At 43.8% G+C, this 26,241-nt stretch carries 31 protein-coding genes; 7 read left to right on the top strand and 24 right to left on the bottom strand.

Translation table 11 applies throughout. From position 1 onward, the window contains the following. Positions 1–434 precede the first annotated feature (434 nt). The 10 genes from NM125_RS00445 to NM125_RS00490 are packed head-to-tail and all read right to left on the bottom strand — an operon-like array spanning position 435 to position 4,071. Positions 435–815, bottom strand: coding sequence for a DUF1367 family protein (locus NM125_RS00445; protein WP_255131743.1), 381 nt, complete (start codon positions 813–815; stop codon positions 435–437). Further along, the gene (locus NM125_RS00450) at positions 812–1,390 is read right to left on the bottom strand and encodes an ERF family protein (RefSeq protein ID WP_255131745.1); all 579 of its coding nucleotides are present in this window, start codon (positions 1,388–1,390) and stop codon (positions 812–814) included. The genes NM125_RS00445 and NM125_RS00450 overlap by 4 nt, the downstream gene beginning before the upstream one ends. Then, on the bottom strand, positions 1,387–1,863 hold the full coding sequence (locus tag NM125_RS00455; protein ID WP_255131747.1) for a hypothetical protein: 477 nt from the start codon (positions 1,861–1,863) through the stop codon (positions 1,387–1,389). The genes NM125_RS00450 and NM125_RS00455 overlap by 4 nt, the downstream gene beginning before the upstream one ends. Then, a complete protein-coding gene (locus NM125_RS00460) occupies positions 1,860–2,156 on the bottom strand; it encodes a hypothetical protein (protein ID WP_255131749.1) in 297 nt (98 codons plus the stop codon). The genes NM125_RS00455 and NM125_RS00460 overlap by 4 nt, the downstream gene beginning before the upstream one ends. A gap of 56 nt (positions 2,157–2,212) precedes the next feature. After that, on the bottom strand, positions 2,213–2,518 hold the full coding sequence (locus NM125_RS00465) for a hypothetical protein (RefSeq protein ID WP_255131751.1): 306 nt from the start codon (positions 2,516–2,518) through the stop codon (positions 2,213–2,215). Next, positions 2,518–2,721 carry a hypothetical protein gene (locus NM125_RS00470; protein WP_255131753.1) on the bottom strand — a complete coding sequence of 68 codons (204 nt, stop codon included), beginning with the start codon at positions 2,719–2,721 and terminating at the stop codon, positions 2,518–2,520. Before NM125_RS00470 ends, NM125_RS00465 begins: the two co-directional genes overlap by 1 nt. Beyond that, positions 2,721–2,894, bottom strand: a complete 174-nt coding sequence (locus tag NM125_RS00475; protein ID WP_255131754.1) for a hypothetical protein — start codon at positions 2,892–2,894, stop codon at positions 2,721–2,723. Before NM125_RS00475 ends, NM125_RS00470 begins: the two co-directional genes overlap by 1 nt. After that, the gene (locus tag NM125_RS00480) at positions 2,891–3,340 is read right to left on the bottom strand and encodes a hypothetical protein (protein WP_255131756.1); all 450 of its coding nucleotides are present in this window, start codon (positions 3,338–3,340) and stop codon (positions 2,891–2,893) included. Before NM125_RS00480 ends, NM125_RS00475 begins: the two co-directional genes overlap by 4 nt. Further along, entirely contained in the window at positions 3,340–3,777 is a 438-nt protein-coding gene (locus NM125_RS00485; RefSeq protein WP_255131759.1) for a hypothetical protein, read from the bottom strand. The genes NM125_RS00480 and NM125_RS00485 overlap by 1 nt, the downstream gene beginning before the upstream one ends. A 12-nt stretch (positions 3,778–3,789) precedes the next feature. Continuing rightward, complete coding sequence (locus NM125_RS00490) at positions 3,790–4,071, bottom strand: hypothetical protein (protein WP_255131761.1); 282 nt, start codon at positions 4,069–4,071, stop codon at positions 3,790–3,792. 80 nt (positions 4,072–4,151) lie between these two features. On the opposite strand from NM125_RS00490, the gene NM125_RS00495 reads away from it, so the two are divergent. The 5 genes from NM125_RS00495 (at position 4,152) to NM125_RS00515 (ending at position 7,953) form a co-directional block, all read left to right on the top strand. Continuing rightward, on the top strand, positions 4,152–4,556 hold the full coding sequence (locus tag NM125_RS00495; RefSeq protein ID WP_255131762.1) for a helix-turn-helix domain-containing protein: 405 nt from the start codon (positions 4,152–4,154) through the stop codon (positions 4,554–4,556). 145 nt (positions 4,557–4,701) lie between these two features. Next, complete coding sequence (locus NM125_RS00500) at positions 4,702–5,130, top strand: hypothetical protein (RefSeq protein ID WP_255131764.1); 429 nt, start codon at positions 4,702–4,704, stop codon at positions 5,128–5,130. Between the two features lie 190 nt (positions 5,131–5,320). Next, positions 5,321–5,560: a hypothetical protein gene (locus tag NM125_RS00505; RefSeq protein WP_255131765.1), complete on the top strand. Its 240-nt coding sequence runs from the start codon at positions 5,321–5,323 to the stop codon at positions 5,558–5,560. Position 5,561: 1 nt separating this feature from the next. Further along, the gene (locus tag NM125_RS00510; RefSeq protein WP_255131767.1) at positions 5,562–6,725 is read left to right on the top strand and encodes a site-specific integrase; all 1,164 of its coding nucleotides are present in this window, start codon (positions 5,562–5,564) and stop codon (positions 6,723–6,725) included. A gap of 85 nt (positions 6,726–6,810) precedes the next feature. Beyond that, complete coding sequence (locus tag NM125_RS00515) at positions 6,811–7,953, top strand: PP2C family protein-serine/threonine phosphatase (RefSeq protein ID WP_255131769.1); 1,143 nt, start codon at positions 6,811–6,813, stop codon at positions 7,951–7,953. A 26-nt stretch (positions 7,954–7,979) separates the two neighbouring features. On the opposite strand, the gene tkt is transcribed toward NM125_RS00515, so the two are convergent. The 10 genes from tkt to ppk2 form a co-directional block, all read right to left on the bottom strand. Then, a complete protein-coding gene (tkt, locus tag NM125_RS00520; protein ID WP_255131771.1) occupies positions 7,980–9,974 on the bottom strand; it encodes a transketolase in 1,995 nt (664 codons plus the stop codon). A gap of 172 nt (positions 9,975–10,146) precedes the next feature. After that, positions 10,147–11,178 (bottom strand): tetratricopeptide repeat protein, encoded by a 1,032-nt coding sequence (locus NM125_RS00525; RefSeq protein ID WP_255131773.1) that lies wholly within the window; start codon positions 11,176–11,178, stop codon positions 10,147–10,149. Positions 11,179–11,308: 130 nt separating this feature from the next. Further along, positions 11,309–12,010, bottom strand: a complete 702-nt coding sequence (locus NM125_RS00530) for an LOG family protein (RefSeq protein ID WP_255131775.1) — start codon at positions 12,008–12,010, stop codon at positions 11,309–11,311. A gap of 12 nt (positions 12,011–12,022) precedes the next feature. After that, on the bottom strand, positions 12,023–12,646 hold the full coding sequence (locus NM125_RS00535) for a DUF5683 domain-containing protein (protein WP_255131777.1): 624 nt from the start codon (positions 12,644–12,646) through the stop codon (positions 12,023–12,025). Further along, entirely contained in the window at positions 12,630–13,550 is a 921-nt protein-coding gene (locus tag NM125_RS00540; RefSeq protein WP_255131779.1) for a ParB/RepB/Spo0J family partition protein, read from the bottom strand. Before NM125_RS00540 ends, NM125_RS00535 begins: the two co-directional genes overlap by 17 nt. A gap of 16 nt (positions 13,551–13,566) precedes the next feature. Next, entirely contained in the window at positions 13,567–14,364 is a 798-nt protein-coding gene (locus NM125_RS00545; RefSeq protein ID WP_255131781.1) for a ParA family protein, read from the bottom strand. 140 nt (positions 14,365–14,504) lie between these two features. Beyond that, a complete protein-coding gene (locus NM125_RS00550) occupies positions 14,505–15,053 on the bottom strand; it encodes an anti-sigma factor (RefSeq protein WP_255131782.1) in 549 nt (182 codons plus the stop codon). Further along, positions 15,040–15,681 (bottom strand): RNA polymerase sigma factor, encoded by a 642-nt coding sequence (locus NM125_RS00555; RefSeq protein WP_255131784.1) that lies wholly within the window; start codon positions 15,679–15,681, stop codon positions 15,040–15,042. Before NM125_RS00555 ends, NM125_RS00550 begins: the two co-directional genes overlap by 14 nt. 203 nt (positions 15,682–15,884) lie before the next feature. After that, positions 15,885–17,726, bottom strand: coding sequence for an excinuclease ABC subunit UvrC (gene uvrC / locus NM125_RS00560; protein ID WP_255131786.1), 1,842 nt, complete (start codon positions 17,724–17,726; stop codon positions 15,885–15,887). A gap of 39 nt (positions 17,727–17,765) precedes the next feature. Further along, complete coding sequence (gene ppk2, locus NM125_RS00565; protein ID WP_255131788.1) at positions 17,766–18,587, bottom strand: polyphosphate kinase 2; 822 nt, start codon at positions 18,585–18,587, stop codon at positions 17,766–17,768. A 514-nt stretch (positions 18,588–19,101) separates the two neighbouring features. Between ppk2 and NM125_RS00570 the strand changes: the two genes are divergently transcribed. Next, complete coding sequence (locus NM125_RS00570) at positions 19,102–19,794, top strand: RluA family pseudouridine synthase (protein ID WP_255131790.1); 693 nt, start codon at positions 19,102–19,104, stop codon at positions 19,792–19,794. Positions 19,795–19,803: 9 nt separating this feature from the next. Here the strand turns inward: NM125_RS00570 and NM125_RS00575 are convergent, their stop codons facing one another. From NM125_RS00575 to NM125_RS00585, 3 genes are all read right to left on the bottom strand, one after another. Beyond that, positions 19,804–21,663 carry a histidine kinase dimerization/phosphoacceptor domain -containing protein gene (locus tag NM125_RS00575; protein ID WP_255131792.1) on the bottom strand — a complete coding sequence of 620 codons (1,860 nt, stop codon included), beginning with the start codon at positions 21,661–21,663 and terminating at the stop codon, positions 19,804–19,806. A gap of 80 nt (positions 21,664–21,743) precedes the next feature. Further along, positions 21,744–22,598: a monofunctional biosynthetic peptidoglycan transglycosylase gene (gene mtgA / locus NM125_RS00580; protein ID WP_255131794.1), complete on the bottom strand. Its 855-nt coding sequence runs from the start codon at positions 22,596–22,598 to the stop codon at positions 21,744–21,746. Between the two features lie 109 nt (positions 22,599–22,707). Continuing rightward, positions 22,708–24,036, bottom strand: a complete 1,329-nt coding sequence (locus NM125_RS00585; RefSeq protein WP_255131796.1) for a DNA recombination protein RmuC — start codon at positions 24,034–24,036, stop codon at positions 22,708–22,710. A 154-nt stretch (positions 24,037–24,190) separates the two neighbouring features. On the opposite strand from NM125_RS00585, the gene NM125_RS00590 reads away from it, so the two are divergent. Further along, positions 24,191–25,240, top strand: a complete 1,050-nt coding sequence (locus tag NM125_RS00590; protein WP_255131798.1) for a CNNM domain-containing protein — start codon at positions 24,191–24,193, stop codon at positions 25,238–25,240. Between the two features lie 137 nt (positions 25,241–25,377). Here NM125_RS00590 and NM125_RS00595 read toward each other — a convergent pair whose 3' ends face one another. After that, entirely contained in the window at positions 25,378–26,184 is an 807-nt protein-coding gene (locus NM125_RS00595; protein WP_255131800.1) for an alpha/beta hydrolase, read from the bottom strand. Between the last annotated feature and the right edge of the window lie 57 nt (positions 26,185–26,241).

Here is a 26,241-nt window from a genome sequence, read left to right on the forward strand (position 1 = left end):
TGATTGTAAAACAATGAAGGCTTTCGCCCGCATCTTGCGTTTACCCTCGCCAGGCACTAAATAGCTGTTGGTCTATTCAGTGGTTCTTGGGATTTTCCCAATTTCTAAGAGTGAGGCCATCATACATGCCCGGTTAGCCTCACTCAGTCTTTATGCGCGGTTCCCTATATAGCACCGGTAGCAACCGCATCTTTGTATAATTTCAGCATGTCTAAGAACTTTTAACCCACCAGCGAGCTTTCAACTCCTCTGGCAGTCCCGTTATCATCATGAATCCCCTGTAAGCCCTTCACAACTCACAGGGAGCTACTTTTCCTCTTCTGCCTTTCGGCCAAGAACTGCCCTGCGGTCAAACAGGACAGATCGGGTTCGGGGTACAAAAATCAGTAGAAAACCTCTATCTCCCGTTCCACCAATTCCATATCCATCTGTGGTCAAATCCGTGTACCTATCGTTGTCTTAACTTTATTATGTAGTTCTGAAAAAGCCATTTCATCCAGCTTCTCATAAGCAATAGATTTGGGCATCAGAAACCGTTCGCCTTTAAGGTTTATAGTCTCTGTAAAGAACCCTGAATACATTTCCATAGCTTTGCGAAAGCTGTTTACATCAGGCCAGTTTGATTCCAGGTGCTCAGGCAGATTCTCATACACCTTGTTAAAAAAGGCGAAGTATTTACGGTGATGGCGAGGATTGCGAACCTTGCTGTACTTAATCATAATCGGTTCACCTGCAGGAAGCTTATTCATCCGAACCTGAGCTTCTACATCAACAGGAAATAACTTTCCGCTTTGTTTTGATACCCAGAGTTTCATGCAGGAACACCGTTTTTATTCGCTATGCTTTCAAGCTCTGCCTTCAAGTCTTTATTGACCTTGAATTTCGAGTACACGTAAGCCATATCACATTTGCCACTACTAAGGGCATTCGTTACATTTTTCCAGTCCTCAGTGAGCTTATCTGACTTAAACTCAGTCTTGTTTAGCCACGGCTTATCATCATATTGGCTTTTGCCGACCGGCTTCTTTTTGCTTGAAGCCTTATTTGCATCATCATCCTCTTCTGATAGTGCTAATAGCGCCTTTAGCGTATATCGCCTGTAATAAGTGATGGCAGAACCTATCTTTTGAGGGTCCTCAATGTTTGGAAGCGGAATAGATGACTCCATTGTATCACCAGTTTCCAAGTCCTCAATAATGGAGTACACCTCACCGTTTTTAATGGGCTGTGTAAGTAGTAGTTTGTTGGTCTCAAAAAACCCGTGCGTTTCATCAAGCAACGAGTTGATGTCGAAGTAAGCGCTGTGATAGAATGGATTTTCTTTATCCTTAATCAGCTTACCTATCGTGTTTCGTATCTCAAATATTTTAGTCTTTAATCCTTTACTCATTTTGCCTTCTCCAATTTCAGATAGCCTTTACCCTGCTTCACTTCCACAGGCTCTATCATTTCCCCACTTTCCTGGTCGATGATTTCCACGCCGTTCTTAGTAGCGGTTTTGATTAGCTCACGAACCCGCTTCACTTCCTTGTCCGCATCTACATACATCGGGCATTGCTTGTACTGATAAGAAGTGCGCCCCTTCACATGACTGATTTTACTCCCCATCACGATTAAATCTTCTTTGTCATCGAGTTGGGTTAGCTCATCAACCACGCCGGACTCTACCTTGCCAATGGCATTATTAAGAATCTCTTCAACCTGCTCTTTGATAGATCGTAATTGAACATAAGCCTCCGACGCTTTCATATGTCCGTGTTCATATTCGCTTACTAAATCTTCGGCTCGGTTTAGTTCGGGTTGAAACCCTACTTCGGGGCTGTAATCCCCTAAAACATTATCTTGTGTGTCTAATAAACTCATCCTAACACCCCCGCTTTACTGTATTCATGTTCAGCTATTTCATCTTCGTAGTGCTTCTTTTCATCGAAGTACATTTTAGAAAGCTCTTCCAAAAACACCCGTCTTTCCTCAAGCTCTGCTTTTACCTGCTTGGTAAGTGCTTCCTGCATTACTTCTTGTTCGCACACGTATTCAGCTAATTTCTGCGTATCTATCTCACTGGGAATGCCAAATTCGTTACTGCTTCCCATGCTGTCGAATACAGCCTTTACCGCAGAAGGAATAGCCTCTGTTATCGTTTGTGGGTTTTTCATATCTTATCCTCAGTTATTATTTCCAAGCCCGTGTAGCTCCAAACTGCCGGGCTTTTTTATGTCGTTGATTTTAGTTCTAAAAATTCCTTTTCCTTGATGTAAGTAGAAGTTGGACTGTCATGGGTCTTCTTCTTTCCATTGGCTTCATACCGGTTTAGTAAGCCTCGTTTAAACATCCCGTTTACTGTGCTTCGGGTTATCCCGGTCAGCTTCACAAAGTCGGCTACCGAGATAAATCCATCCGCGCCAATCATCGGCCCGCGATAGATGTCTATCACATTGCCATCTTCATCAAGCTTGCGGTACTCCTTACCGTTTAACATGCGGGATCGGCGGACGGTATGTTCTCTGACAGTCGACATCACCACCACTTATCCATTTTAAGCTCATCGTTTACATAGATGTGTGCCGTACATGGCTCAATACTAAAGTCTGTTATCATGGAAGCCTGTTTGCCGTCCTTCACGCCCTCATGATATCCCCAGGTATTGCCTATTAAAGCGCCGGACATAATTCCGATTCCAAGTACCAATATGAGTGCGATTAAAAAGCCTTTGTTATTCATCACTTCACCCCGCTTAGTTTCCGGTAAGTGTTATCAAGGTTCTGAGCAATGGCTCTGAATCCCGCCAGTCGCTCTTTACTTTCCTGCTGCTTCTGCCTCACATCCCAATGCTTCATGGGCAATGGAATACTGTTGGCAACAAGGGCTTTATGGGCTAATTGTTGAATGCTCATGACTTCACCTCGTTTTTAATAGTTGCTGATTCTGAGGCTATCTTTTCAGCCTTCCTGACTATAAATTGACTGTCAGGATTGTCTTTTAAGCCCTCCTGTAAAATCTGACCGCTATACATGGTGATGTTGTTGATCTCATCATTTACACATCCGTTGGTCATTCCACCCGATACCGCAAAGCCTATAAATTCATCAGGAACCATTTCCTGAAGTAGTGAGCTATCGTTATGTTCAAGAATTAGATTCTTACTCAGCGTTATCATGTCGCATGTGAAGATCTCCGCTTTACCACTTCGCATCTGCCGCACGTAGTCGGCTTGGTCAATATTGAAACCCATTAAAAGCGCTAATTCTTTGTCGTAGAATTTGTATTGGCTCTTAATCCGGTTTAGGTGTTGGCGATACCTACTCTGTAATTTCTGCTGTTCCTTTTTTATATCTCGCATTAATCTGTATATGCTGTAAAGGTGAATCTTCCATTTTCAAATCGAGTAAATTTTCCACCAAAAGTGCCTTTTACTTTTTCACGAACTTCCTCTTTTGTTGTGCCATCGGGATAAACACCATCGCAGATCATAGTGAAATGAGTATGTGTTTTAACTATCCAGTCAATTTTTGATTTATCGAGGTCGTCAATTGTTTTTATCTTAAAATTCCAAGGTTTTTGCTTAACCCTGCTTTTTTCAGATTCGTATTGCTCTTTTTCTGCACTCCAATCACATTCAGCGCAATACTCTTTAGGATGAGTGCAATATGAACAAGGCGGGTTAATGTGACATGAACACGTTCCTTCAACATCATGCACTTCGATAATGCCCTTGCACCCATTCCTATTGCAAATTTCACCAGCCTCAAACCCGATATATTCCTTTTTCTCTTCCATGATCGGAATGACTTAAGCGGTTGCAGTTTCTACTTTGCTCTTGGAAAGAGAGATAGCGGTATCTTCGAGCAGGGTTATCAGTTCTTCTGAAATTGAAGCATGTTTACCCCTTCTTAAAATCGCTAGTCGGTTTACAACACCTTTGTAAGAGATGGGGTCTTGACCTTTTTGCTCGAGTGTTTTATTCGCCTCTTTAACCACGTCTGAAAGATTAATTCCTCTCTCAGATGTAAACCCATATAAAGACTTAACTCGATCTGGAATTGCTTCTGTTGTATTACTTATTGTTGCCATATATATTTGATTGTTCAACTTTGACAACTCCAATGTAAGACACGTGCAAGTTCTATGCAAGTGTTTTATAAATATATTTCATGAAACTTACATCAATCAACGATAGAATAGCATTTGCGCTAGAAAAATCTGCTTTAAATCAAGCTGAATTAGGTCGGAGAACGGGTGTTAGTGAAGGCACGGCCTCTAGATGGGTTACTGGTAAATCAAAACCAAAAGATAAAGAAACACGCAAGCTAATTGCAGAAGTCTTGCAAGTTCGTTTAGAGTGGTTAGAGTTTGGAACCGACCCAATGCGCTCAATTAAGCAAGCAAACACGCTCGAATCTATAAAAGATCAGCTAACTCAGATAAGAGAGAATCTATCTCATAATGAAGCTCGAGAGCCAACTCTGGATGAGTTAAAGCTAAGGTCTCAAGTTCGAAAAGAACTTGACGAATTGAAGAGATTGAATGATCAACAAATTGAAAAATTAATTCAGTAGAATTTTTAGTGTGCATGGGTTCCTCCGTTTTGTACTCCGATTTAAACATAACGATGCCCTCTGACAGAACATGTCATGTAGATGATATTTTATTTTTAGCCAACCAAGAGAACCCGTTTTTTCGGGAACCTGAATTTAGAAGATTATGGCAGACATGCAGTTAAGAACTTTTAATCTATGTTTGATTGCCTTAATAATTGGCGGCTGCCATTCGTTTTCGTGGAATGTGCCGGGCGAAACGTGGATACTATACCTGGAAAGCGCTGATAGAAATTTCAGGTTCTACCACCATACCGAGCCGGACGTAATAAAAATTACACCTGAAGATGGAGAGGTTCTCTACAAGCCAAAAAACAGTGAAGCTAAAATTGGCACTTATGAGGTAAGCGGGTTTTTATTGGACTACGATAACTACACGCTTTCAATGAATTTTCAGGATGAGATCATTGAATACCGAATTATTTCTGTGGAGTCTAGCAAACTAACTCTTCGCAGAAATGACACGCTTTACAGCTTCAAACCAATTGACGGTGACTGGTATACGCCGGAACAAATACAAAAACTAAACCAATAGACATGGAATTATTTACAGGAGTTTTCGGAATCATCATTTTTATTATCATCATTCTTTGGATTGTCGTCAGCTTTCTGCTGCCTTTCTTTGTCGCAAGCATGAAGGATAAGTTGAAAGAGACAGTTAAGTTATTGTATGAGATTGTTGGTTTACTGAGGGAAATTGATAAAAATACGAGATCAAATAACGAATGAATCCCTATAAACCAAAACCTAACATCCCATCCGGCATACCAACCGTGAAAAAGCTGGCTACCGAATGGAGTTACTACAACTATGTATTTCTGCATCAAGAACAGAAGGATCTGCTTGAGGCCGGAACTTGCCCGAAACCGCAAAAGGGAGTGTTCTTAAGGCTCCGCAAAAAATACCTGCCTCTGTATTGGTCGATCATCCCTGATGAGCAAAAGCGAATAGCCCCAAAAAAATAAAATGGCATCTGTCTCTTCGTTTAATGACTCCCTTTGGAGGGCTTCCATCTCCGATAAAAGACGGCATAAAAACGCCAAGCAAATCTACTATCCGAAAGACAGCTTTAGTAAGCGTCAGGCCAAGCAATCTGCCACAGCTTTAGAACACCGGCACAAAGACGGAGAGGATGATTTCGACTTGTGGAAAGTAGATGTGCAGGTACTCAATGATAAAGTAACGATCCGGCATGTTGACGGCACTCAGCAGATGAATGTCCGGGAACTGTTTGACAGGTGGATTGAAACCAAGAAGTCCGAACTGGCCGAACGCAGCATCACCAATTACGAACAAACCGCAGCGCCCTTCCTTGATGAATTTGGGAGCCTGAATATAGGAAGCATCAACACCACCACGATTAATAACTATGTAAACCAAGGAAAGCTTAACTACCGGCTCAATAAAAAGAAACTGCTTTCACAACTGTTTGACTTTGGCAGTGAGATGTACGGCATTAAACCCATAAAGATTGAAGTGGAAAGCACAAAGGCAGAGCGCTCAGAGATAAAGAATAAGTCCTTTAAAGACTTTCTGATTGAATACGAGTGCCTGCAGCTCGCATCCTCCTTTCCGGATGTTATAACCAGACGCGGTAAATACCCCGCTGAGATGTACGGCTACTTTTTTCTGCTCTTGTTCTACTTCCCGCGCCGGATCGATGATTTCATTCACCTGAAACCGGAATGGATAGAAGGCAAGGTCGTGTATATCGGGGATGATGACTACCTGCCTAAATCACAAGAAATAGAGCTGACTATGCCAACCGAAGAAGCGCTCAGGCTATTAAACACCGTTGTCGATAAATACGGCAAGCCCGGAAAACAAGTCTTTCCGTTTACCTATATTGGTGCATACCAGGTATTTAAAAAAGTGGTAAAGAAACTATTTCCAGATCGGCTCGTAAAGCTCAGTCCGCATAAACTACGCGACTCTGGAATCATGTACCATTTACACGAGTTAGATATGCAACCGCAGGAGCTAATGTCGATCACAGGCCACGCGAATTTCGCAAGCCTTGAGAAGTATGTTCACCGCTCGGCAAAAGCCCTGATTCACCAGAGAAAAACCGATTTTAATGTTAAAAGTATGTTACAGTTAAAAAATAAGTTTATGCAAGGTGAGTTTTAATAGCACGTTAGGGGAAGGTGAAAACTACCCTTTTTAGTTATTATTACGAACAAGCGCTAAATACAAATTCAGATCAGTAATTGCCTTGGGTTTAAAAAACGAAGCACAGTCCGGCTACGGCACAAAGAAATTTTACCAGGAATATGTCTCCGGAATGAGTCGGGAAAGATTCTCGAAAGAACTCACGGCCGATACCGAACGCCTGAAGTTGGTTTATAAAGAAGCTGTCGAAGACATTGAACGGCAGCAGGGACAGCAGCTTCCCGGGCACATCAAAATGCTGCGGTTGTTTTCTGATCTCGCTCAACGCCTCAACCCCACCCGCCGGCTTATCTTTGGATTGGGTTCTGTAAGTTTTGTGGCCTACTACGTGCTCAACTTCCTGGATATCATACAGTATTTCCTGATTGGTGACCTGCTGCTTCCCTTTAGTTTTCTGAGCATGTTCATGCTGCTTTTAATTGAGCTTCTGGAGAAATCGGATGTGCAAAAAGAGATCGATTTGGCTCGGGAAATTCAGCTTAGCCTGCTTCCCGGAACGTCCCTAAGTAAAGATAATCTTGAAGTATATTCATTTGCACATACGGCCAAGGAGGTCGGTGGAGATTACCTGGATGTGATCGAAACGGAAAAAGGAACCTACGTTGTGATAGCAGACGTTTCGGGTAAAGGACTTAGTGCTGCCCTGTATATGGTACGGCTTCAGGCATTGGTAAATTTGATAATTGAGAAAGATCATCCATCCCCTAAAGAGCTCTTTCTTCAGCTTAACAACTACATCAAAAGCAATAGCAAGGATAAAACCTTTGTTACCGGGTGTGCCGCCTTTTTCCCCAACGATGAAGACCATTTTGAGTATATCCGGGCCGGGCATAACATCCCTATCTACTACAACAAGGAACGCGACACTACTTTCAAACTTAAGGCCAACGGTTTTGCTTTGGGTATGGCCTCAACCAAGCTTCTGGATAAGAACCTCGAAGTGAAGAAATTTCATTTTAAACCCGGAGACTCCGTTTTATTCTACACCGATGGGCTCAATGAATCTCGGAACGAGCGGGATGAAGAATACGGGGAAGAGCGCATCGAATCCCTGATGGAAATCTATGGTTCCCTTCACGCCAAAACCATTATTGGCAAAGTACAATCCTCATTGGAGGCCTTTATAGGCTCCGTAAGCCCCTTGGACGATGTAACTTTTACCTGTGTACATCGCCCTGAGAAGTAGTTTTGCTTTTCGGGTGGCTGACTAACTTATTTAGCTGCAGCCTCAACAATGGCATCTGTGGTTATGCCAAAATGTTCAAAGAGCTCTTCGTAGGGAGCTGACTCTCCAAAACTATTCAATCCAATAGCCGTTCCTTCAGACCCGATATAGCGTTCCCACCCAAAGGTAGCTCCCGCTTCAATTGAAACCCGGTTTGTAACAGCCTTTGGAAGTACAGATTCCTTGTATGAGGCGTCTTGCTTCTCAAACAGCTCCCAGCTTGGCATGCTCACTACGCGTGCGTCTATGCCTTTGTCAGCCAGTTTAGCCTTGGCTTCTACCGCAAGGTGGAGCTCCGATCCGGTTCCAATCAGGATGGCATCCGGAACTTCTTTCTCAGCATCCGAATAAATGTAAGCACCTTTAGAAACCAGGGATGCTGAATTCTCATCCGAACGGGATAATGTAGGCAAGTTCTGTCTGGTTAAGACCAGTAACGTTGGTCCGGTCGTATTTTCCAAAGCTGCCTTCCATGCATGGGATGTCTCATTGGCATCACCGGGTCGTAAAATGGTAATATTTGGCATCGCCCTCAGGCTGGCGAGGTGTTCTATAGGTTGATGAGTCGGGCCGTCTTCACCAAGGCCAATACTGTCGTGAGTTAACACAAATATCGACGGCACTTTCATCAAGCCGGCCAATCGTATAGCGGGGCGCATATAATCGGTAAATACGAAAAAGGTAGCACCGTATGGTACAAGTCCGCCATGAAGCGCCATCCCATTTACAGCTGCTCCCATAGCGTGTTCCCTTACTCCGTAATGAATGGTCCTCCCCGTTGGGTTACCCGGCAGGTATGATCCGTATCCGTCAATATCGGTTTTGGTACTACCGCCGAGGTCTGCCGAACCTCCGAATAAATTTGGTATGATTTCTTTGATGGCATTAATCACTTTGCCGGAAGCAGCACGACTTGCCATTCCTTTTGCATCTTCTTCAAATACCGGCAACTTCGATTCCAGATCAGAAGACAGGTCTCTGTTAACCCAAGCTTTGAATATCTTTCCTTCCTCGGTATAAGCTTTTTCATAGGCAGCTACTTCCTCCTTCCAGGTGTTTTCAGCCTTTTCTCCTTTCTCCTGCTCTTCTCTGAATTTTGCAAGAGCTTCTTCGGGAATGAAGAATTTTTTATCGGGATCCCAACCGTACGCTTCTTTGGTAAGTTTAATTTCTTCCTCACCCAATGGAGAACCGTGCGAGGACTCACTATCCTGCTTGTTAGGGCTTCCGTAACCGATGTGAGTTGTACAAACAATGATCGAAGGTTTATCAGTTACAGACTGTGCTTCTTCGATCGCTGCAGTAATTTCATCATGATTATGGCCATCAATCTCTACCACATGCCAATTGTAGGATTCAAATCGTTTGGGAACGTCTTCAGTAAAGGCAAGATCGGTAGATCCTTCAATCGAAATGCTGTTTGAATCGTACAGGTAAATCAACTTACCGAGACCCATGTGTCCGGCCATTGATGCAGCTTCATGGGAAACTCCCTCCATCAAGTCACCATCACTAACAATAGCATAGGTGTAGTGATCTACAATGTTATGCCCTTCTTTATTGAACTTTGCCGACATAAAATGCTCAGCCATAGCCATACCAACACCGGTTCCAAAACCCTGACCTAAGGGACCGGTTGTAGTTTCAACTCCCGGTGTCATTCCATATTCCGGGTGGCCGGGCGTAATGCTCCCCATCTGCCGGAAGTTTTTTATTTCTTCGAGGCTTACTTCATAACCTGTGAGATGCAGTAAACTGTAAATAAGCATCGACCCGTGCCCTGCTGAAAGAATAAAGCGATCGCGATCAAACCAGTTCGGATTTTTGGGGTTATGCTTTAGAAATTTTGTCCACAGTACGTAGGATGCATCTGCCATGCCCATTGGCATGCCCGGGTGACCGGAATTTGCCTTTTCAACGGCATCTATAGATAAGGTTCGAATTGTATTTACACAGAGCTGGTCGAGTTTAGATGCAGGCATTTAATGATTTAGTAGAATGAAAATTGTGTTTTTAAATCCTCACGAAGATAGGAAAAGGCTTGTATGTATAAAAGGAGCAGGTAAGAGTTTTTGCTCATTTCACGGAAAATTATGACATAAAAAAACCACGCTGATTTAATACAGCGTGGTTAAAATTTAAGTTCGAAAACTTTTATCGAGCAGTTTCACACTTAAGCTCATACTCCATCTTATGCTGAGCCGGTGATTTGAAGGAACCATACAAAGCATTAGTGAATGCGTCGCAGGCTACTGATTTATTTCCTAAAGTTTGGTGGGCATATCCCAACTCAAAGTAGATTTTTGCCTTATCGGTTTTACCACCACTTTCATGATCTAAAGCTGTTGTGGCATACTCTACAGCCTGCTCATAACTTCCTGCTTTGTTGCTCGCTTCAGCAAGTCGGTAATACACATCAGCTGACTCATCGTCGTAGTTAAGAGCTCTGTTTAATGTTTCCATAGCCGTTTTAGTGTCACCGGCTTCTGATTGACGAGTTCCAACAGCAAGCAGTTCATCGTGGGCAGCTTCTTGAGCTTTCTCAGCAATATCCGAGTTGTTGGTTGCTTCAGCCTTGGCAATAGCCTGGTCGTACCAGTTAAGCAGTTCGTCAACATTTTGATCAATAATACCATCTCCATCAGTATCATTTTGTCTCTTGATGATTTTCGCTTTTTGGTAGTAAGCTACCGCATAGTTTGAATTTTCCTTAATTGCTTTTTCAACGGCCTCTTTAGCTTTTTCCAGCTCATCGTTAGAATAAAGCGTTACAGATTTTTGGTATAACAGCACCGGGATATTACGCTTGGCGATTGGGGTAACCCGTTCGTCATTGTATTCTTCACCAACCTGAACTACTTCACGAAAAGCACTGATCGTAGCATCTAAAGCTTCCAGGCTTTTACTCTTTTGGTATTCCTGGTACTGGCTTCTGGCCTTGTTGAAATAAGCGGCAGGAATTTGCTGCTCAACTCTATCCACAATGTCTTCACCTTCTGGACCAAGTTGTCTTGCAATGGTAAGTGCCTGTGTGTACGATGCAATAGCAGCTTCATAATTGCCTGATTTGGCTTCTTCATATCCTGCATTATAAGCCTTCACAGCATCTGTTTTAGTTTGAGCAAAAACTGTAGTTGCCATCAAAGCCAAAACAATCGCTATTGAACTTCTTTTAAAAACCTTCATATCTATTTTATTTGTGATCGTTAGTTGCAGCGCCGAATTTAATAAAAAATGACGCTGAAATTAAAATTATAACTGCCTTTCTAATGAATTAGTATATATAAAACTTAACAAAGCACCGCCATGTTCCCAATTAAAAGTAAAAGTTTGGCATAGGCTCTTTTTGGCTGTAAAAGTCACAGATTATTTTAACTGCCTCATCGGTTGAATCTGTGACATGAAACAAGTCAGTATCCTTATCAGAAATGGTGCCCCACTCTTTCATTGTTTTCTCCATCCAGTCAACCAAACCTGACCAATACTCGCTGCCAAAAAGAACAATCGGAATCTGATCGATCTTGCGGGTTTGAATGAGTGTAAGGCTTTCGAAAAGCTCATCAAGGGTTCCAAATCCACCGGGGAATACGATAAAGCCCTGTGCGTATTTCACGAACATCACCTTTCGTACAAAAAAGTAGTTAAAGTTGATGCTGAAGTCCGGGTCCACATGTTGGTTTATGCCCTGCTCAAAAGGCAGGTTTATTCCAAGCCCTACTGACTTTCCTTTTCCTACTTCGGCCCCTTTATTGGCAGCCTCCATGATGCCCGGACCTCCGCCGGTAATCACCCCGAACCCTTTCTGTGTGATTTTATCCGCCGTTTCTATTGCAAGTTGGTAATACTCATTATCGGATTTGGTTCGGGCAGAACCGAAAATAGAAATGCAAGGGCCTATCTGGAACAGCTTATCATAGCCCTCCACAAGTTCGCCCATAATTTTAAATACACTCCAGATGTCACGGTCGTATCCGTTTGCCTGGCTCTTTTTTTGAAATTCTCTTTGTTCTTCACTCATATAAGTAATCATCTAAAAATTAATGGACAATGAAAGTACAGGTACCGGCTCTGTATTGCGAACTGCCAGTACACCCGGTTTCAGCCTTGCATTCATCGACAGGTCATCCGATACATCAAAAGGACGCAAATGTGCAAAAACGTAGGCATCAATTGCGTTAAGCGCATATGATAATCCAATAAATACATACACTAAATCCCTGCGATTTCGATAAAAATTCCGGGTTTCTCTCAGCGAACTCAGATTTGAATTAGGAGAAATATACCCTGGTGTGGGGCCAAACCGGTTATCATCCGGCGTGTCCGGGTTTAAATTGTAATATGCAGCCCGGTAATCATTATAATTTTTGTGCAGGTAAATGCTGTAGTAAGTAAGCCCACCCAACAAACCGTAAACAATCGGCACTTTCCATGCCTGCTTATTGGTTACCTGTCCCCAGCCGGGAATCATCAGGGACCTCCGCAGAACCATCTTAGGTTCCGGGTATTCATTTTGGTCGGTTGCTGAGTCGGAAAAGGACTGTTTCAACGAATAATGTTGAGGAACGAATTTCTGGTAAGAACTAAAACTTTGGGCAAAACTCTGTCCACCGAGGATCAATCCAATAAGAAAAATCAGGCTAATCGATCGAGTCAAAAATACCCAGTATTCGTTCAAGGTCATCATCGGAATAATATTCAATCCTGATTTCTCCCCCCTTTTTCTTGGGTTGTACATTTACCTTGGTGCTGAATGTACGTCGCAAGCGAGCTGAAATTTCATCATAAAAAGGATTGGATGTTTCTTTTTTGGATGAAGATTTCTTTTTCGATGTTGAAGGGTTCATCACATCACGCACCGCTTCTTCAATCTGCCTTACCGAAAGTCCTTTGTCAATTACCTTTTTGAGTATCTTCTGCTGAACTTCTTCATCTTCAATGGTAATTAAAGCCCGGGCATGGCCCATCGAAATCTGATTTGACTTCAAGGCAGACTGTATGAAAGCAGGCAGGTTCAGCAGGCGTAACATATTGGTAACCGTTGTTCGGTTTTTCCCTACGCGGTCGGCCACTTCCGCCTGTGTATAGTCAAATTCTTCCAGCAGGCGTTTATATCCCAAAGCCACTTCCAGTGGATTCAACTCTTCCCGTTGAATATTTTCAATCAGGGCAAAAGCCATGCTTTGTTCATCATCCGCTTCTCTGATGAAAGCGGGAATTTCCTTCAACCCGGCCAGTTTAGCTGCACGTAAACGGCGTTCACCACTAATGAGCTCAAATCGTTTTTCCCCGATATACCGAACCGTTATAGGTTGAATTAAGCCGTGCTCTTTGATAGAAGCACCCAGTTCATCCAGTTTTTCCTCATCAAACTCTTTGCGCGGCTGATGTGGGTTCTTCCGGATGTGATCGACCGGAACAAAAAGAACGATATTAACGCGGTCTTCCGGTTTTACGATGCTTTTCTCAACACCTTCCTTCTTTTCCGTTTCTTTGCCTTCTTCCTGGTATTCAGGAAAAAAAGCGCCTAATCCTCGACCTAATACTTTTTTGGTAGCCATAATCTAAATTTCTGTCTTAATCAGTAAGAACCGGGCTGTTCTTAAATAGTTTCTTATTTCTCTTGATAATTTCTCGTGCCAGCGCAAGGTAGTTCTTGGCTCCCACACTTGTGGAGTCGTATAACAGAGCCGGTTTCCCAAAACTCGGAGCTTCAGCCAGCCGGATATTTCGTGCGATCACAGCTTTAAAAACCCGGTCGTCAAAGTAACGTTTAACCTCATCTGCAACCTGGTTCGAAAGTCTTGTTCGGGTGTCGTACATCGTCAGCAGAACTCCCTCGATGTCTAAATCGGGGTTCAGGTGCTGGCGTACAATTTTGATGGTATTTAAAAGCTGACCTAATCCTTCCAATGCAAAATACTCGCACTGAACAGGAATCACGATGGAATTGGAAGCCGTTAAAGCATTAATCGTCAACAAGCCTAATGAAGGCGGGCAGTCAATAATGACAAAATCATATTTATCGCGAACGCTTTCGATCGCCTTTTTCAGGATGCGCTCCCGCTCTTCCCGGTCAATCATCTCAATTTCGGCACCCACTAAGTTAATGTGAGAGGGCACTAAATCCAGAAAATCCAATTCCGTTTGCCGGATGGTATCTTCAATATCAGTACTGCCAATCATGATTTCGTATACCGAGTTAGTCACCGTCTTCGTATCAATACCAAGCCCACTGGTGGTGTTACTCTGCGGATCGATATCAATAACCAGGGTAGGATGCTCTACGGCGGCTAAACTTGCAGCTAAATTAATTGCCGTGGTTGTTTTTCCGACTCCACCTTTCTGATTGGCAATTGAAATGACTTTTCCCATTAAAAACCTGCTTTATGCTTGATATACTTTATTGACAAAATCTAATATAAAGCGAGGTGCACTGCTATACAAAAATACTTATGCACATATTAAGGGAAAGTTTTCCACATTGAGCAGGCAACCTTTTGGCTGCCTTGCATTTAATTAGATGAACCGGTCAGTAAAATTCCGCTTCCGGCGTTGCTGTTGCCGTTCAGGTCGTTTACCAGCTCCAGCTTGTCGTAGCTCTTGTCCATATCACTTTTCAGCGATGCGGACTGACTCACCGGCTGGTCTCCAGAAAACCGAAGAATTTCATTCCTGTCTACCCAAGGTTCTATGGTCTGGCTGCCAGAAGCTGTTGAAGGAACAGGATCTGCTTCTCCTGTATAGAAATAGTATCCACCTCCGGTGAATGCGGCTAACAATATTGCAGCTGCTATCCCCCTTTTAAGAAAGAAGGTGATGTTTTTAGATATTTTTAGTGAATCTGATTGTAGCTGTTTTGCGTCATCCGTTATTTTTTGAGTTAGTTGTTGGGGAGGGGTTTTGAGAGGAAGGCCCGAGAGCCTTCTTTTGGTAGCTCTCAGACTTTCAACTTCGATCAGCAGGTCTTCATCCTCCCGCATTAGCTTTTCAAACTCCATTTCCTCTGAAGGGTCCATTTCCTTCATCAGATAACGAATAGCTTTATTTTCATCCGTGTGCATGCTTTTGCTCTTCTTCTCGTTCTTCTTCAAAATATTTTCGAAGGTTAATGAGCGCGTATCGCATACGACCTAATGCCGTATTTATAGATACATCGGTCAGTTCTGCAATTTCTTTAAAAGGCATTTCGTAATAGTGCCTTAGCAAAACAACCGAACGTTGCTCTTCGGGAAGTTTAGCGATGTGTTTCATCAGGCTGGCCCGGGTCTCAGTTTCAACCAATTGCTCATCTGCGTCCACAACGCTTTCATCTTCCATCCGATCAAAGTAATCGGTGTTAGAGTCCTCGTCGCTCCATCCACTAACGTCGATGTATCGTTTTTGTTTTCTTAGATAATCAATCGTTGCATTATGTGCAATACGCATAACCCAGGCAATCCATTTACCTTGCTCGTTGTAGGTATCATCCATCTTGGTGATGACTTTGGTGAAGGTAGTTTGAAACAGATCGTTGGCGATTTCGGGGTTCATCACCATGCTGTAGATATAGGAATAAATCTTCTGTTGATGCCGGTTCATCAATTCATTAAAAGCCGACTCATCTGCATCTCTTCTGAATTTTTTTACCAGCTCTCTGTCTTTTAAATTCTTGTAGTTGGGTTTCTCAACATGTCTGTTAATCAATTTCATAATAATACACCCTGTTTTTTGGGTTATGCTCTCAGCGGGTACACTGAAACTCTGACCGTTTGTTTCAATAACCATCTGCTTTAAAAGAGCGTTTCGTACCAGAGTCCTTTCCTCCGGTGCTGTGGCTATGTTAATATGCTACGCACGGGATTCATATAACATGTTAATGTTACTCAAAGCTCACATTACAAGGATAGGACGAGCTACTTATGAAAATAGTTGTACACTTTTTCACCCAACACCTTACCGAGATTAAATTGTAATTCTTCTTTTTTTGCTTTCTTGATTTTCTTGACCGACCCAAATTCCATGAGCAGTTTCTGGGCGGTCTTCTCTCCTACTCCGTCAATATCCAACAGCTCGGTTTTAACGGTTCGCTTGCTTCTTTTTTTACGGTGAAAGGTGATGGCAAACCGGTGGGCCTCATCCCGGGCCTGCTGCAATAATTTAAGGGCTGAAGATTTTTTGGGAATCATAATCGGGTCTGACATTCCAGGCAGAAATACTTCTTCCAGCCGCTTAGCCAAACCTATGATCTCACACTCACCGTAAAAATCGATTTCTTTAAGAGCCTCCACGGCAGAACTCAGCTGACCCTTTCCACCATCCACAATAATAAGATCCGGGATATGCTGGCCTTCTTTTTGAACCCTGGAATAGCGCCGGGTCAGCACCTCTTTCATCGAAGCAAAGTCATCAGGGCCTTCCACTGTTTTTATATTGAAGCGCTTGTACTCGCTTTTACGGGGCTTTGCATCCACAAAGCAAACCATGGAGGCTACCGGATCAGTGCCCTGCAGGTTAGAGTTATCAAAACACTCGATTCGCCGGGGAAGGCGATCCAGTTTAAGATGCTCCTTTAGCTCTTTAACCGCATGTGGAATCCGGTTTCGTTCGGCTTTCTCTTTCTCCAGAGCCCGTTCGTTTAAATGAAGTTTGGCGTTGGCCAGCGCCATTTTGATCAGCTGTTTTTTCTCGCCAATCTGTGGAACATGCACCGGCACAATCTTTCCTCTTTCCTGATGCAAGTATTGCTCCAGCGGTTCCACTTCCTGCATTTCGTGGCTCAGGTAAACCTCGTCTGGGATGGCTGCTGTGTACTGACCGGTGTAATAATCTTCCACGAACGATTGCAACATTTCGCCCATAGTCAGACCCTCAATATTCTTCAGGAAGCGGTGAAATTTCCCGATCATCTTTCCTTCCCTGATCTTAAACAACACCCCGCAAGCTTCTCCGATTTCCTCATTCTTACCGATGGCAAACACATCCCGGTCCACTTTCTTAGAGACCACCATTTTCATCTTCTGGCTGTATCGTTTAACAGCCTCCAGGCTATCACGGAGTTGAGCGGCCTGCTCAAATTCCAGGGCATCGGAAGCGATCTGCATCTCATCTTTCAGCTCCCTGATAAGCTGGTCGGTTTGTCCGTTTAGCATCCGATCCACTTTGTGGATGGTAGCCTGATATACTTCATCATCCCAATCGCCGGAGCAGTTCTGTAAATAATCATCGAAGCAGGAATGCCACTTCGGTACTCCTTTAGTCTTGTCAATGTTTTTTTGTGAAACGGCACAGGTGCAAAGCCCAAATGCCTTCCGAATGGTTTCCAACATCCGCTTCATGGCGCCAACACTATCATAAGGACCGTAATACTTGCTGCCATCCTTTACCACCGTGCGCGTTGGGAATACACGGGGCTTGGAATCATCGGTGATGCAAATGTAGGGGTACGACTTATCATCCCGATACATTATGTTGTACCGTGGCTGGTACTGCTTTATGAGGTTATTCTCCAGAATGAGGGCTTCAGCCTCTGAATCAGTCACCACCACTTCGATATCATCAATTTTTGATACCATCGTTTTTATGCGGCCATCTTGTGGCCGGGAATCCTGAAAATAGGATCTCACCCGGTTTCTAAGCTTCTTGGCCTTGCCTACATACAGCTCAGTTCCGGAAGAATCCCGGTAAATATAGACTCCCGGTGAGGTGGGAAGATTGGCTACTTTTTCAGAGAGTTGTACTTGTCCTTCATTACTCATGCAGCAAAGATAACAGTTTTTTGATGATTCTTAACCTGCTTAGCTCCTCTCATCATCTGCCGGGTTTTCCCCAAACTTGGCGGGTACCCAGTTCATCTCTGATATGGGCGGGCGTTCGTATTCAGGATGCTTGCTTATCTTGGGAAATTCAATCGGCTCTGGTGTTAAATCCTCATAATCAATCTGGTTCAGTAAATGCGAGATGCAGTTCAGACGGGCATGACGTTTAATATCTGCATTTACTACGTACCAGGGCGAGTTTTCCGTGTCTGTATGCTTGAACATTTCATCCTTAGCCCGTGAATAGTCCACCCAGCGTCTTCTTGCTTCGATATCCATAGGACTTAGCTTCCATCTTTTCATAGGATCTTGGTTTCGGGCGATAAACCGCTTCTTTTGTTCTCTATCGCTGATTGAAAACCAGTATTTGATGAGAATAATCCCCGAGCGCTTAATCATATCTTCGAACTGGGGGCAGGTGCGCAGGAATTCCTTGTACTCTTCATCCGTGCAAAAACCCATCACCTTCTCAACCCCGGCCCGATTGTACCAGCTGCGATCAAACAATACCATTTCTCCCGCTGTGGGAAGCTGATCGATATACCGCTGAAAATACCACTGATTTCGTTCTTTCTCGGTGGGCTTCTGAAGGGCAACTATGCGCACTGTCCTGGGATTTAAAGGCTCTATTATTCGTTTTATCACCCCTCCTTTTCCGGCAGCATCTCTCCCTTCAAAAATCACACAAACTTTTAACCCTTTTTCTTTGATCCAGTACTGTAATTTTACCAATTCAGCTTGCAGCGAAGCTAATTCTGATTCATAAACTTTATATTTCAGCTTTCCATTATTGTTATACATACTTCAGCTCTAAATGATTATCCAACTATTTGATGCGCCATAATCAGGAATTGGATGAACAGTAACAAGAATTAAAGGGCAAATCTGGTAAGGCTTTATTAGAGGATAAGATTCATAACTGTAGATTTGCGAATGGTCGATGAACCGAGTGATCGATTTGCGAAGGCTAATTCCTGTACCACCTATACCCCTACCTCAGCGAAGGGTTGAACCCGTTTACTTATGTAAAGGACTGGAACCTGGCTTTTTTTGGCCAGTTATTAGTACATGCGTCCTTTCCCCTTACCAAGGGGAAAGACAGAATGGGGTCCGTTCGCGAAGGGCAACATCCCATATTTAAAACCCTTCCTGTATCATCCATCACCCGGCTCTTATTTAATTACAATCGAAAGCCTGTGTCAGGTGAGCCGAATGATGGAATTAAGTGCTCTGATTTACGAAGGCTCGTTCTTTCCCAATAATCTCCTCTAAATTAAATCCCAAATGGAAGAAAGAATTCTTAGTTTTCAGGCCTATGAAAACGACCAAAACCTCCCCTAACATCCCGATTATTTTTGAAGACAATCACTTGCTTGTGATTGATAAACCGGCCGGTGTTCTTTCTCAGGAAGACCATACCGGCGACCCGGATGTTTTGAATCTCTGTAAGGCATACATCAAGAAAGAATACAACAAACCCGGGAATGTATATCTGGGACTGGTTCACCGGCTCGACCGTCCGATAAGCGGGGTGATGGTGCTGGCAAAAACATCAAAAGCGGCTTCACGCCTCTCCTATCAAATCAGGAAGCGAACCATGAAAAAGACCTACTGGGCCCTGGTTCACGGCATGGCACCGGTTTATGGAGAGCATGTTCACTTTTTGGACAAAGACAAGCGCACCAATACCGTGAAAGCGTATAAGTCACCCAAAGGAAAAGCCAAAGAGTCGAGACTGAAATTCATCACCATAAAACAAAACGCCAACTTCAGTGTGGTTGAAGTTGATTTAATTACCGGCCGACCTCATCAAATTCGCGTTCAGTTTGCTAAGGAAGGAACTCCTCTGTGGGGAGATCATAAATATGGAAACCCGGAAGAAAGTCAGGGCAAAGACATTGCACTCAGGGCCGTTAAGCTGGAACTGGAGCATCCAACCCAAAAAGAAATCATGACCTTCAATGCTCCCAAACCTACCGGCCAGCCCTGGAATAAATTCGAGTATTAATTTTCGGTATTAAACCAGCACGTTCGCCGTAGAACCTTTTTGATTCTTCAGGTGATTGAACATAAGTCGATACTCCGTTCCCTCTTTTCCAGTATTGATATCAATTTTCGAATTAATCTGCTCTGAATAGGAAAGCACCAATGTAGTACCCAGCGTAGGACTGTTTTCCAGCTCAAAACCTTCCGGTAAACCGATTCCGTCATCTTTTACTGAAAGGGATACCGCATCATTTTCAGCTTTCAGGTCAACGGTAATGGTTCCGCTTTCCCGGCCTTCGAAAGCAAACTCGTAGGCATTGGATACCAGTTCATTCACAATCAAGGCCAGCGGCACGGCCTGATTTACATTCATTTCAACCCGGCCTATTGCCGTCTTCAGCCTGATAAATTTATCCTTCGGGCTTCTTTTAACCTCAATGAACTCCAGCAGCTGAGCCAGGTAATGATCGAATCGAATACCATTGAAATCGCTTACGTTGTATAGATCTTCATGAATCAGGGCCATGGATTTAACCCGCATGTGATTGGTCAACAGAGTGGATTTCACCGACTCGTTTTCACTCACAAACTCCTGCATTTGCAGAAAGCCTGCTATCACGGCGAGATTATTCTTAACCCGGTGATGGACCTCGGCCAAAAGCACTTCTTTTTCCGCCAATAACCCTTCCAGCTTCTCCTGATAACTTCGTTGTGCTTCTATACTTTGACTGGTGCCTATCAGATACTTTTTGCCATCTTGTTTGAAGCAGACCGCATTAAACAGAAACGGTTTTTTGCTGCCATCTTTTTGGATCAGGTCAGCCTCGATGCTTCCCTGTGGTTCAATTCCTGCAAACACCTGATTTATGTATTCCTTTATTGATTGCTGATCCTTCCCATCAAAAAAGTCTAAAGGAGAAAGTGCAGCGTACTCTTCATCAGAATACCCGTGGGTAGCGTGATTGCGACTCCATTTGATCAAATTCTGATTCTCATCAAACATGAAAAAGTTCAGCGGGAGAGATTGTATGATAGTGTCGCTGAACAGCTTTTCTTTACGTAATGCTTTCTCGGCATGCTTACGGCGGGTAATATCTTTTGCTGTAATCAGCAGTTTATCTTCTTTACGAATTCCATTCAGTTCCAGAAAAACCTTCCCTGATTCTGTTTTCAGAGAGGTTTCGGATTCAAAACCATTGTGGCCATTTTTGATCCATTGCCTCAGCTCTGAAATTAACGCTGAATCGGGGAACAACTCATCAAGAGGTTTAAAGAAATCCTGCCCGCTTAACTCAGAAAGTAAATTACTCCCGTTCCTGTTTGCCTTTTCTACGAGTAGTGTATCAGGATCCAGTACCAGCATAAAGTCTACCGATGCTTCCAGAAAAGCCGCTTTTGTTTCCAGCTCCCGGTTCTTTTTATGGAGTTCAAGACGCGCTTCAATTTCACCTGCCAAGGTTCGCAACGCATTAAGCTGAGCTTCGGAAAGCTGCTTGGGTTCCTGCCCCAGTACACAAATGGTGCCCAGGTTTTGTTGGTTTCTTTTGATATTCACCCCGGCATAAAACCGCAGTTTCGGATCGGCCGTAACGAATTCAAAATGACTGAAACGATCATCTTCAGAAGCATCCTCAACCACCAGGTACTCGTCCTCTCTGATCGTGGTATGGCAGAAATTATATTCTCTGGGAGATTCCTTTAGATCATTGCCATAGTTGGCCTTCGACCATGCACGTTTATCATCAATAAAATTGACTTTAGCGATGGGTACTTCACAAATTTGAGCCGCTAACGTAACCAGGTTATCAAATTCCTTAGTCTCCGGCGTGTCCAGAATTTCATATGAATGAAGTACGTCAAGCCGTTGGGCTTCAGGAGATAAGTGCGCCATAGTAAGTATGATATCCGGATAATATTACTGCTTCAACTACTGTTTTATCGGCAACAGAAGCGGATAATTAAGCCGGCTTATCAATTATTTACAGAGTCGAGCTGTATTTCCATCAGTATGGAATCGAGATAGGTTCCCAGCGAATCCTGTATGGCCTTCATATCCACCGAATCCAGGAAAACGGGTTTCGGGTTCAGGGTATCCATGGTATCAGGCTTGGGTTTAGGCAGGTAACGTATTCCACTCAGCTGTTGCATATTTCTGAGTATCCACTGACTTCGCTGAACTACATAATCTGAAGCGGGCTCCGGTTCAATACGTTTTGGGCTTGGCAACACGGTCGCCATCCGGGCCGATTGCTTTGGGGTGAGTTGGGATGCCGATCTGCCGTAGTAGAATTGGGATGCCTTCTCAACTCCAAACATACCCGGACCAAATTCAGCGATATTCAGATAGACTTCCAGGATGCGGTCTTTGGTCCAGAAAAGTTCGATCAGTATCGCAATGCCGGCTTCCACCGCTTTTCTGAGGTAAGTTTGAGCCGGAGACAAAAACAAGTTCTTGGCCACCTGCTGAGTGATGGTACTGGCTCCACGCACCCTTCCGCTTCGTTCTCTCTCTTCCAGCGCTTTATCGATAGCGGCCATGTCTAAGCCCCAGTGCTCCCTGAATCGCTGATCTTCGGAAGCGATCACGGCTAATTTCAGGTGATCAGGCAATTGTTCATCAGGCACCCAGCTCTCGCGGAGGTTGTATCTTTCCTTGCTAAGCTCTTCCCAGTTTTGCTGTAAGGTAAAAGCGGTAAAAGGAGGATTAACCCAACGCATCAAAAAAATGAGCAAACAAAACCAAAACGACCAGCCCAGCAGTACACCGCCGACCACCTTACCGTACCAACGCCAGCTTTTTGATGTAAAGGATGATTGCTTTTCCATGAGCCAAAGGTATCAATTTTAACAACAGATACATCAACGGCAGGATTTTGTTTCTTATTTTGGAGTAGAACTTTAAAGGTCCTTCAGAGATAAACGAAAAATTTTAACGCTAATCCTCAAGTAATTCGTCTTCTTCCACCGTCATATTATCAGGAAGCTGCTTGGATGATTTGGCTCCCAGTTTACGGATCATCTCGGCCTGTCGGACTAAATTGCCCGCGCCGGTAGAAAGCCGGCCCATAGCTTCATCGTAACTATCCTGAGTTTGACGAATGCGCTGACCAATATCATTCATGCTTTCCACGAATAGTACAAATTTATCATACAGTGCTCCCCCTCTCTTAGCGATTTCCATTGCATTCTTATTCTGATATTCCTGCTTCCAAACGCTGTCGATGGTTGCCAGAGTTGCCAATAAGGTAGACGGACTCACAATCACAATATTTTGATCGAAAGCCTCATAGTAGAGATTAGAGTCGTATTGCAATGCGGAACTAAATGCGGGCTCGATAGGGATAAACAGAAGCACAAAATCGGGGCTTTTTTCTCCGTGAATCTGTTCGTAATTCTTACCGCTTAATCCTTTTACATGAGATCGAATAGAATTCACATGCTCTTTTAGGAATTGCTGCTGCTCAGTTTCATCTTCAGAAGAACTATATTTCTCATAAGCCTTAAGCGATACTTTTGAATCAATAACCATGAATTTATCATCAGGGAGATAAACCACTACATCGGGTTTATTATGCCCCATTCCTTCTTCCTTTGAAAATCCTTTTTGAGTTTCATACTCGCGTCCTTTAGTAAGTCCCGAACGCTCTAAGATCCTTTCCAAGATCATCTCCCCCCAATCACCTACAGCTTTATTATCACCCTTCAATGCTTTAGTTAGATTTTTAGCATCCTCACTCATTTTCTGATTGAGCTCCATGAGATGCTTTAACTCCTGCTTGAGAGAACCACGGGCTTCCACCTCATCTTTATGGGTTTCTTCTACCTTCTTCTTGAAAGCTTCCAGCTTCTCCCCCAGCGGATTCAGCAGCTGATCAATCTGTTCTTTGTTTTGCTTGGTGAATTTCTCGGACTTCTCTTCCAGGATTTTGTTAGCCAGATTCTCAAACTGTGTGGTCAGCTGTTCCTGCATCTGGGCCAGCTCTTCTTTTTGCTCGTTCAGGCGTTCCTGAAGATTCCGGTAGTCGGCATTTCGTTCGGCCAGCTGTTTATCAAGTTCATTCGCCCGGCCGCGTTCCTTTGTTAGCTCTTCTTCTTTTTGCTGTTGAAGCTGATTCAGCTCGGTCTCTGTTTCGTCCAGCTGTTCTTTCAGGTTCTGATTGCGTTCTTCCAGCCGCGAACTTTCTGATTTAGATTTAAAATGCGCGATGGCAAACCCCGCAATTCCCCCGATGATGATTCCTGCTATGGCTAAGATGTAATCCATGTCTAAACTCTGTTATTACTTGTAACTTATGGCAACTCAAAGGAATGCTTTCCAGCTCCTCGAAGTTTTAAAGGTACAGAATAATAAAGGACAGCGACAGGAATTGTCACCCTTTTTAGATTTTCTTTCAGCACCCTAAAATTGTTCTTCTTTCATGGAGCTAACCATTCGCTTACTTAGCGGCGTCATCCTGCTGTTGCTCAACGCGTTTTTTGTGGCTACCGAATTTGCCCTCACCCGTCTCAGGCAGTATAAAAAGGACCAACTTGAAGACATGCCGGGTTTGAACCGTGCCTGGGAAATGACCAAGACGCTGGAAATCTACCTGACCTCCTGCCAGATTGGGATCACCACCACCAGTATTCTTTTGGGTGTTATTGCCGAGCCTGCTGTAACCCAACTCATCGAACTGTTCTTTACGGCTGAAACCATCGGCAGTATTTCTACCCACACCATTTCCATTATTCTGTCGGTGGTGTTTATTAATTTCGTACATACAATTTGGGGTGAACAGGCACCTACTTACCTCGGGGTTGAACGAGCCAAGTCGGTTGCCCGCTACTGTGCCGCCCCTCTGTATTGGTGGACCTACACCATTTACCCCTTTCTGCTTTTAGGAGATCGCATAACCAAGGCTACCCTCCGGCTGTTTAATATTGAAATGCAACGAAGCTGGCTGCAGCAGGAATCGTCTTCCACCGAAGACATCCGTGCCGAGATGGTAGAGCTGCTGAAAAGCGGTGACATGGATGAGGAACGCCGGGAGGAAATCATCAACACCCTGGATATTGAACAGATACCCGTAAAAGACATTATGATCCCCAGAGATGATATAGTGACCATGAGTACGGAGAAAACCTTCCGGGAAAATTTAGCCACCCTGAACCGGAATATGCACACCCGTTATCCATTGGTGGGGGATTCCATTGATGATTTCATCGGTATTTTATACACGCCGCAAATTACCGCAAATGCAGAAGCACTTTTGGAGGGCAGTAAAGAACTGGATGATTTCGACTGGCCTCGCATGTTGATTGAAAAAGACCTGCCGGTAAGTAAGCTCATCGATCGCTTTCAGGAAGAGCACCAGGAACTAGCATTGGTTAAAGAAGACGAGAAAATTATAGGACTGGTCACCCTAACCGACGCTCTTGAAACCATTATCGGCAGCGCTGAAGACCCTCTGGATTTATTGGAGGAATAATCCTGCAACGTTGGCTTATCTTACCACCAAGTCTTTTCTGACTTAGTACCAGACCAATAATTCAATGTTCAATGTTCCTTGTTGAATGTTCAATATTCAATCCTTCCCTTTTCTCATAGCTCTCCGGTTTCAAGTAACTACTGATTCAGTATCATCTTCATCTCCCGAAGCAGCTCCCGGTTCCGATAAATCCAACCGTGCCCCTGGTTTTCCAACACAAAATATTTATCTCTTTCTTTTAGATGTTCAGTAAGCCTGAGAGACCTTTCTAAAGGTAAAACCTGATCCTCCCCCGCATAAAAGATGTAGACCGGCTCTTCAATTTTTTGCAAGGCCAAGTCGGTTCGTAGTGGAAATCGTACCAGAAAGTCGGGCAGAAAGGCGAATTGAGCATCCTTCATATCAATCATGCTGTAAAAGGGCGTCCACATAATCAGCATCTTGGGGTCGTTAGCAGCAGCCACTTGTGCTGCTACTCCCGCTCCCAGTGAGTAGCCCATAACAATAATGTTTTCCTCGTTATACTCCTGCTCCATCTGGTCAAAAACGTAAGCCATATCCCCCACCAGGTCTTCTTCATTCCAAAGCTGTCCGGTGCTTTTCCCATACTCGCGGTAATCCGGGTACAGTACATCATAGCCGGCATTAAGGAACAGCTCAAACTTTGCCGGGTTAGTTCGGTTATTCCCGCGATTTCCATGATGATAGATCACCAATCCGCGTGATGAATCGGCAAAGGCATGAATGGCATGAATGCGAACCCCTTCTTCCGGTTCAAACCAGCGCTCCTCAAAGGGGAAATTATACGAATAGGTGTCGCTGATATCAGATTGGGAAGGCCTGAAAATGATGGTGTTTTGAATCAGGTAGAAATAGCCGCAGATACCTATATAGCTAAGCAGCAATACAGCAGATACAGAAATGAGAGACTTTTTATACTTCAATTTTCCGGAAATTTGATTCTTTCATAATTGTTGTTCTGAAAGGAACTGTTAAAAAGC

The organism is Gracilimonas sediminicola (assembly GCF_024320785.1).
GTDB classification, from domain to species: Bacteria; Bacteroidota; Rhodothermia; order Balneolales; family Balneolaceae; genus Gracilimonas; species Gracilimonas sediminicola.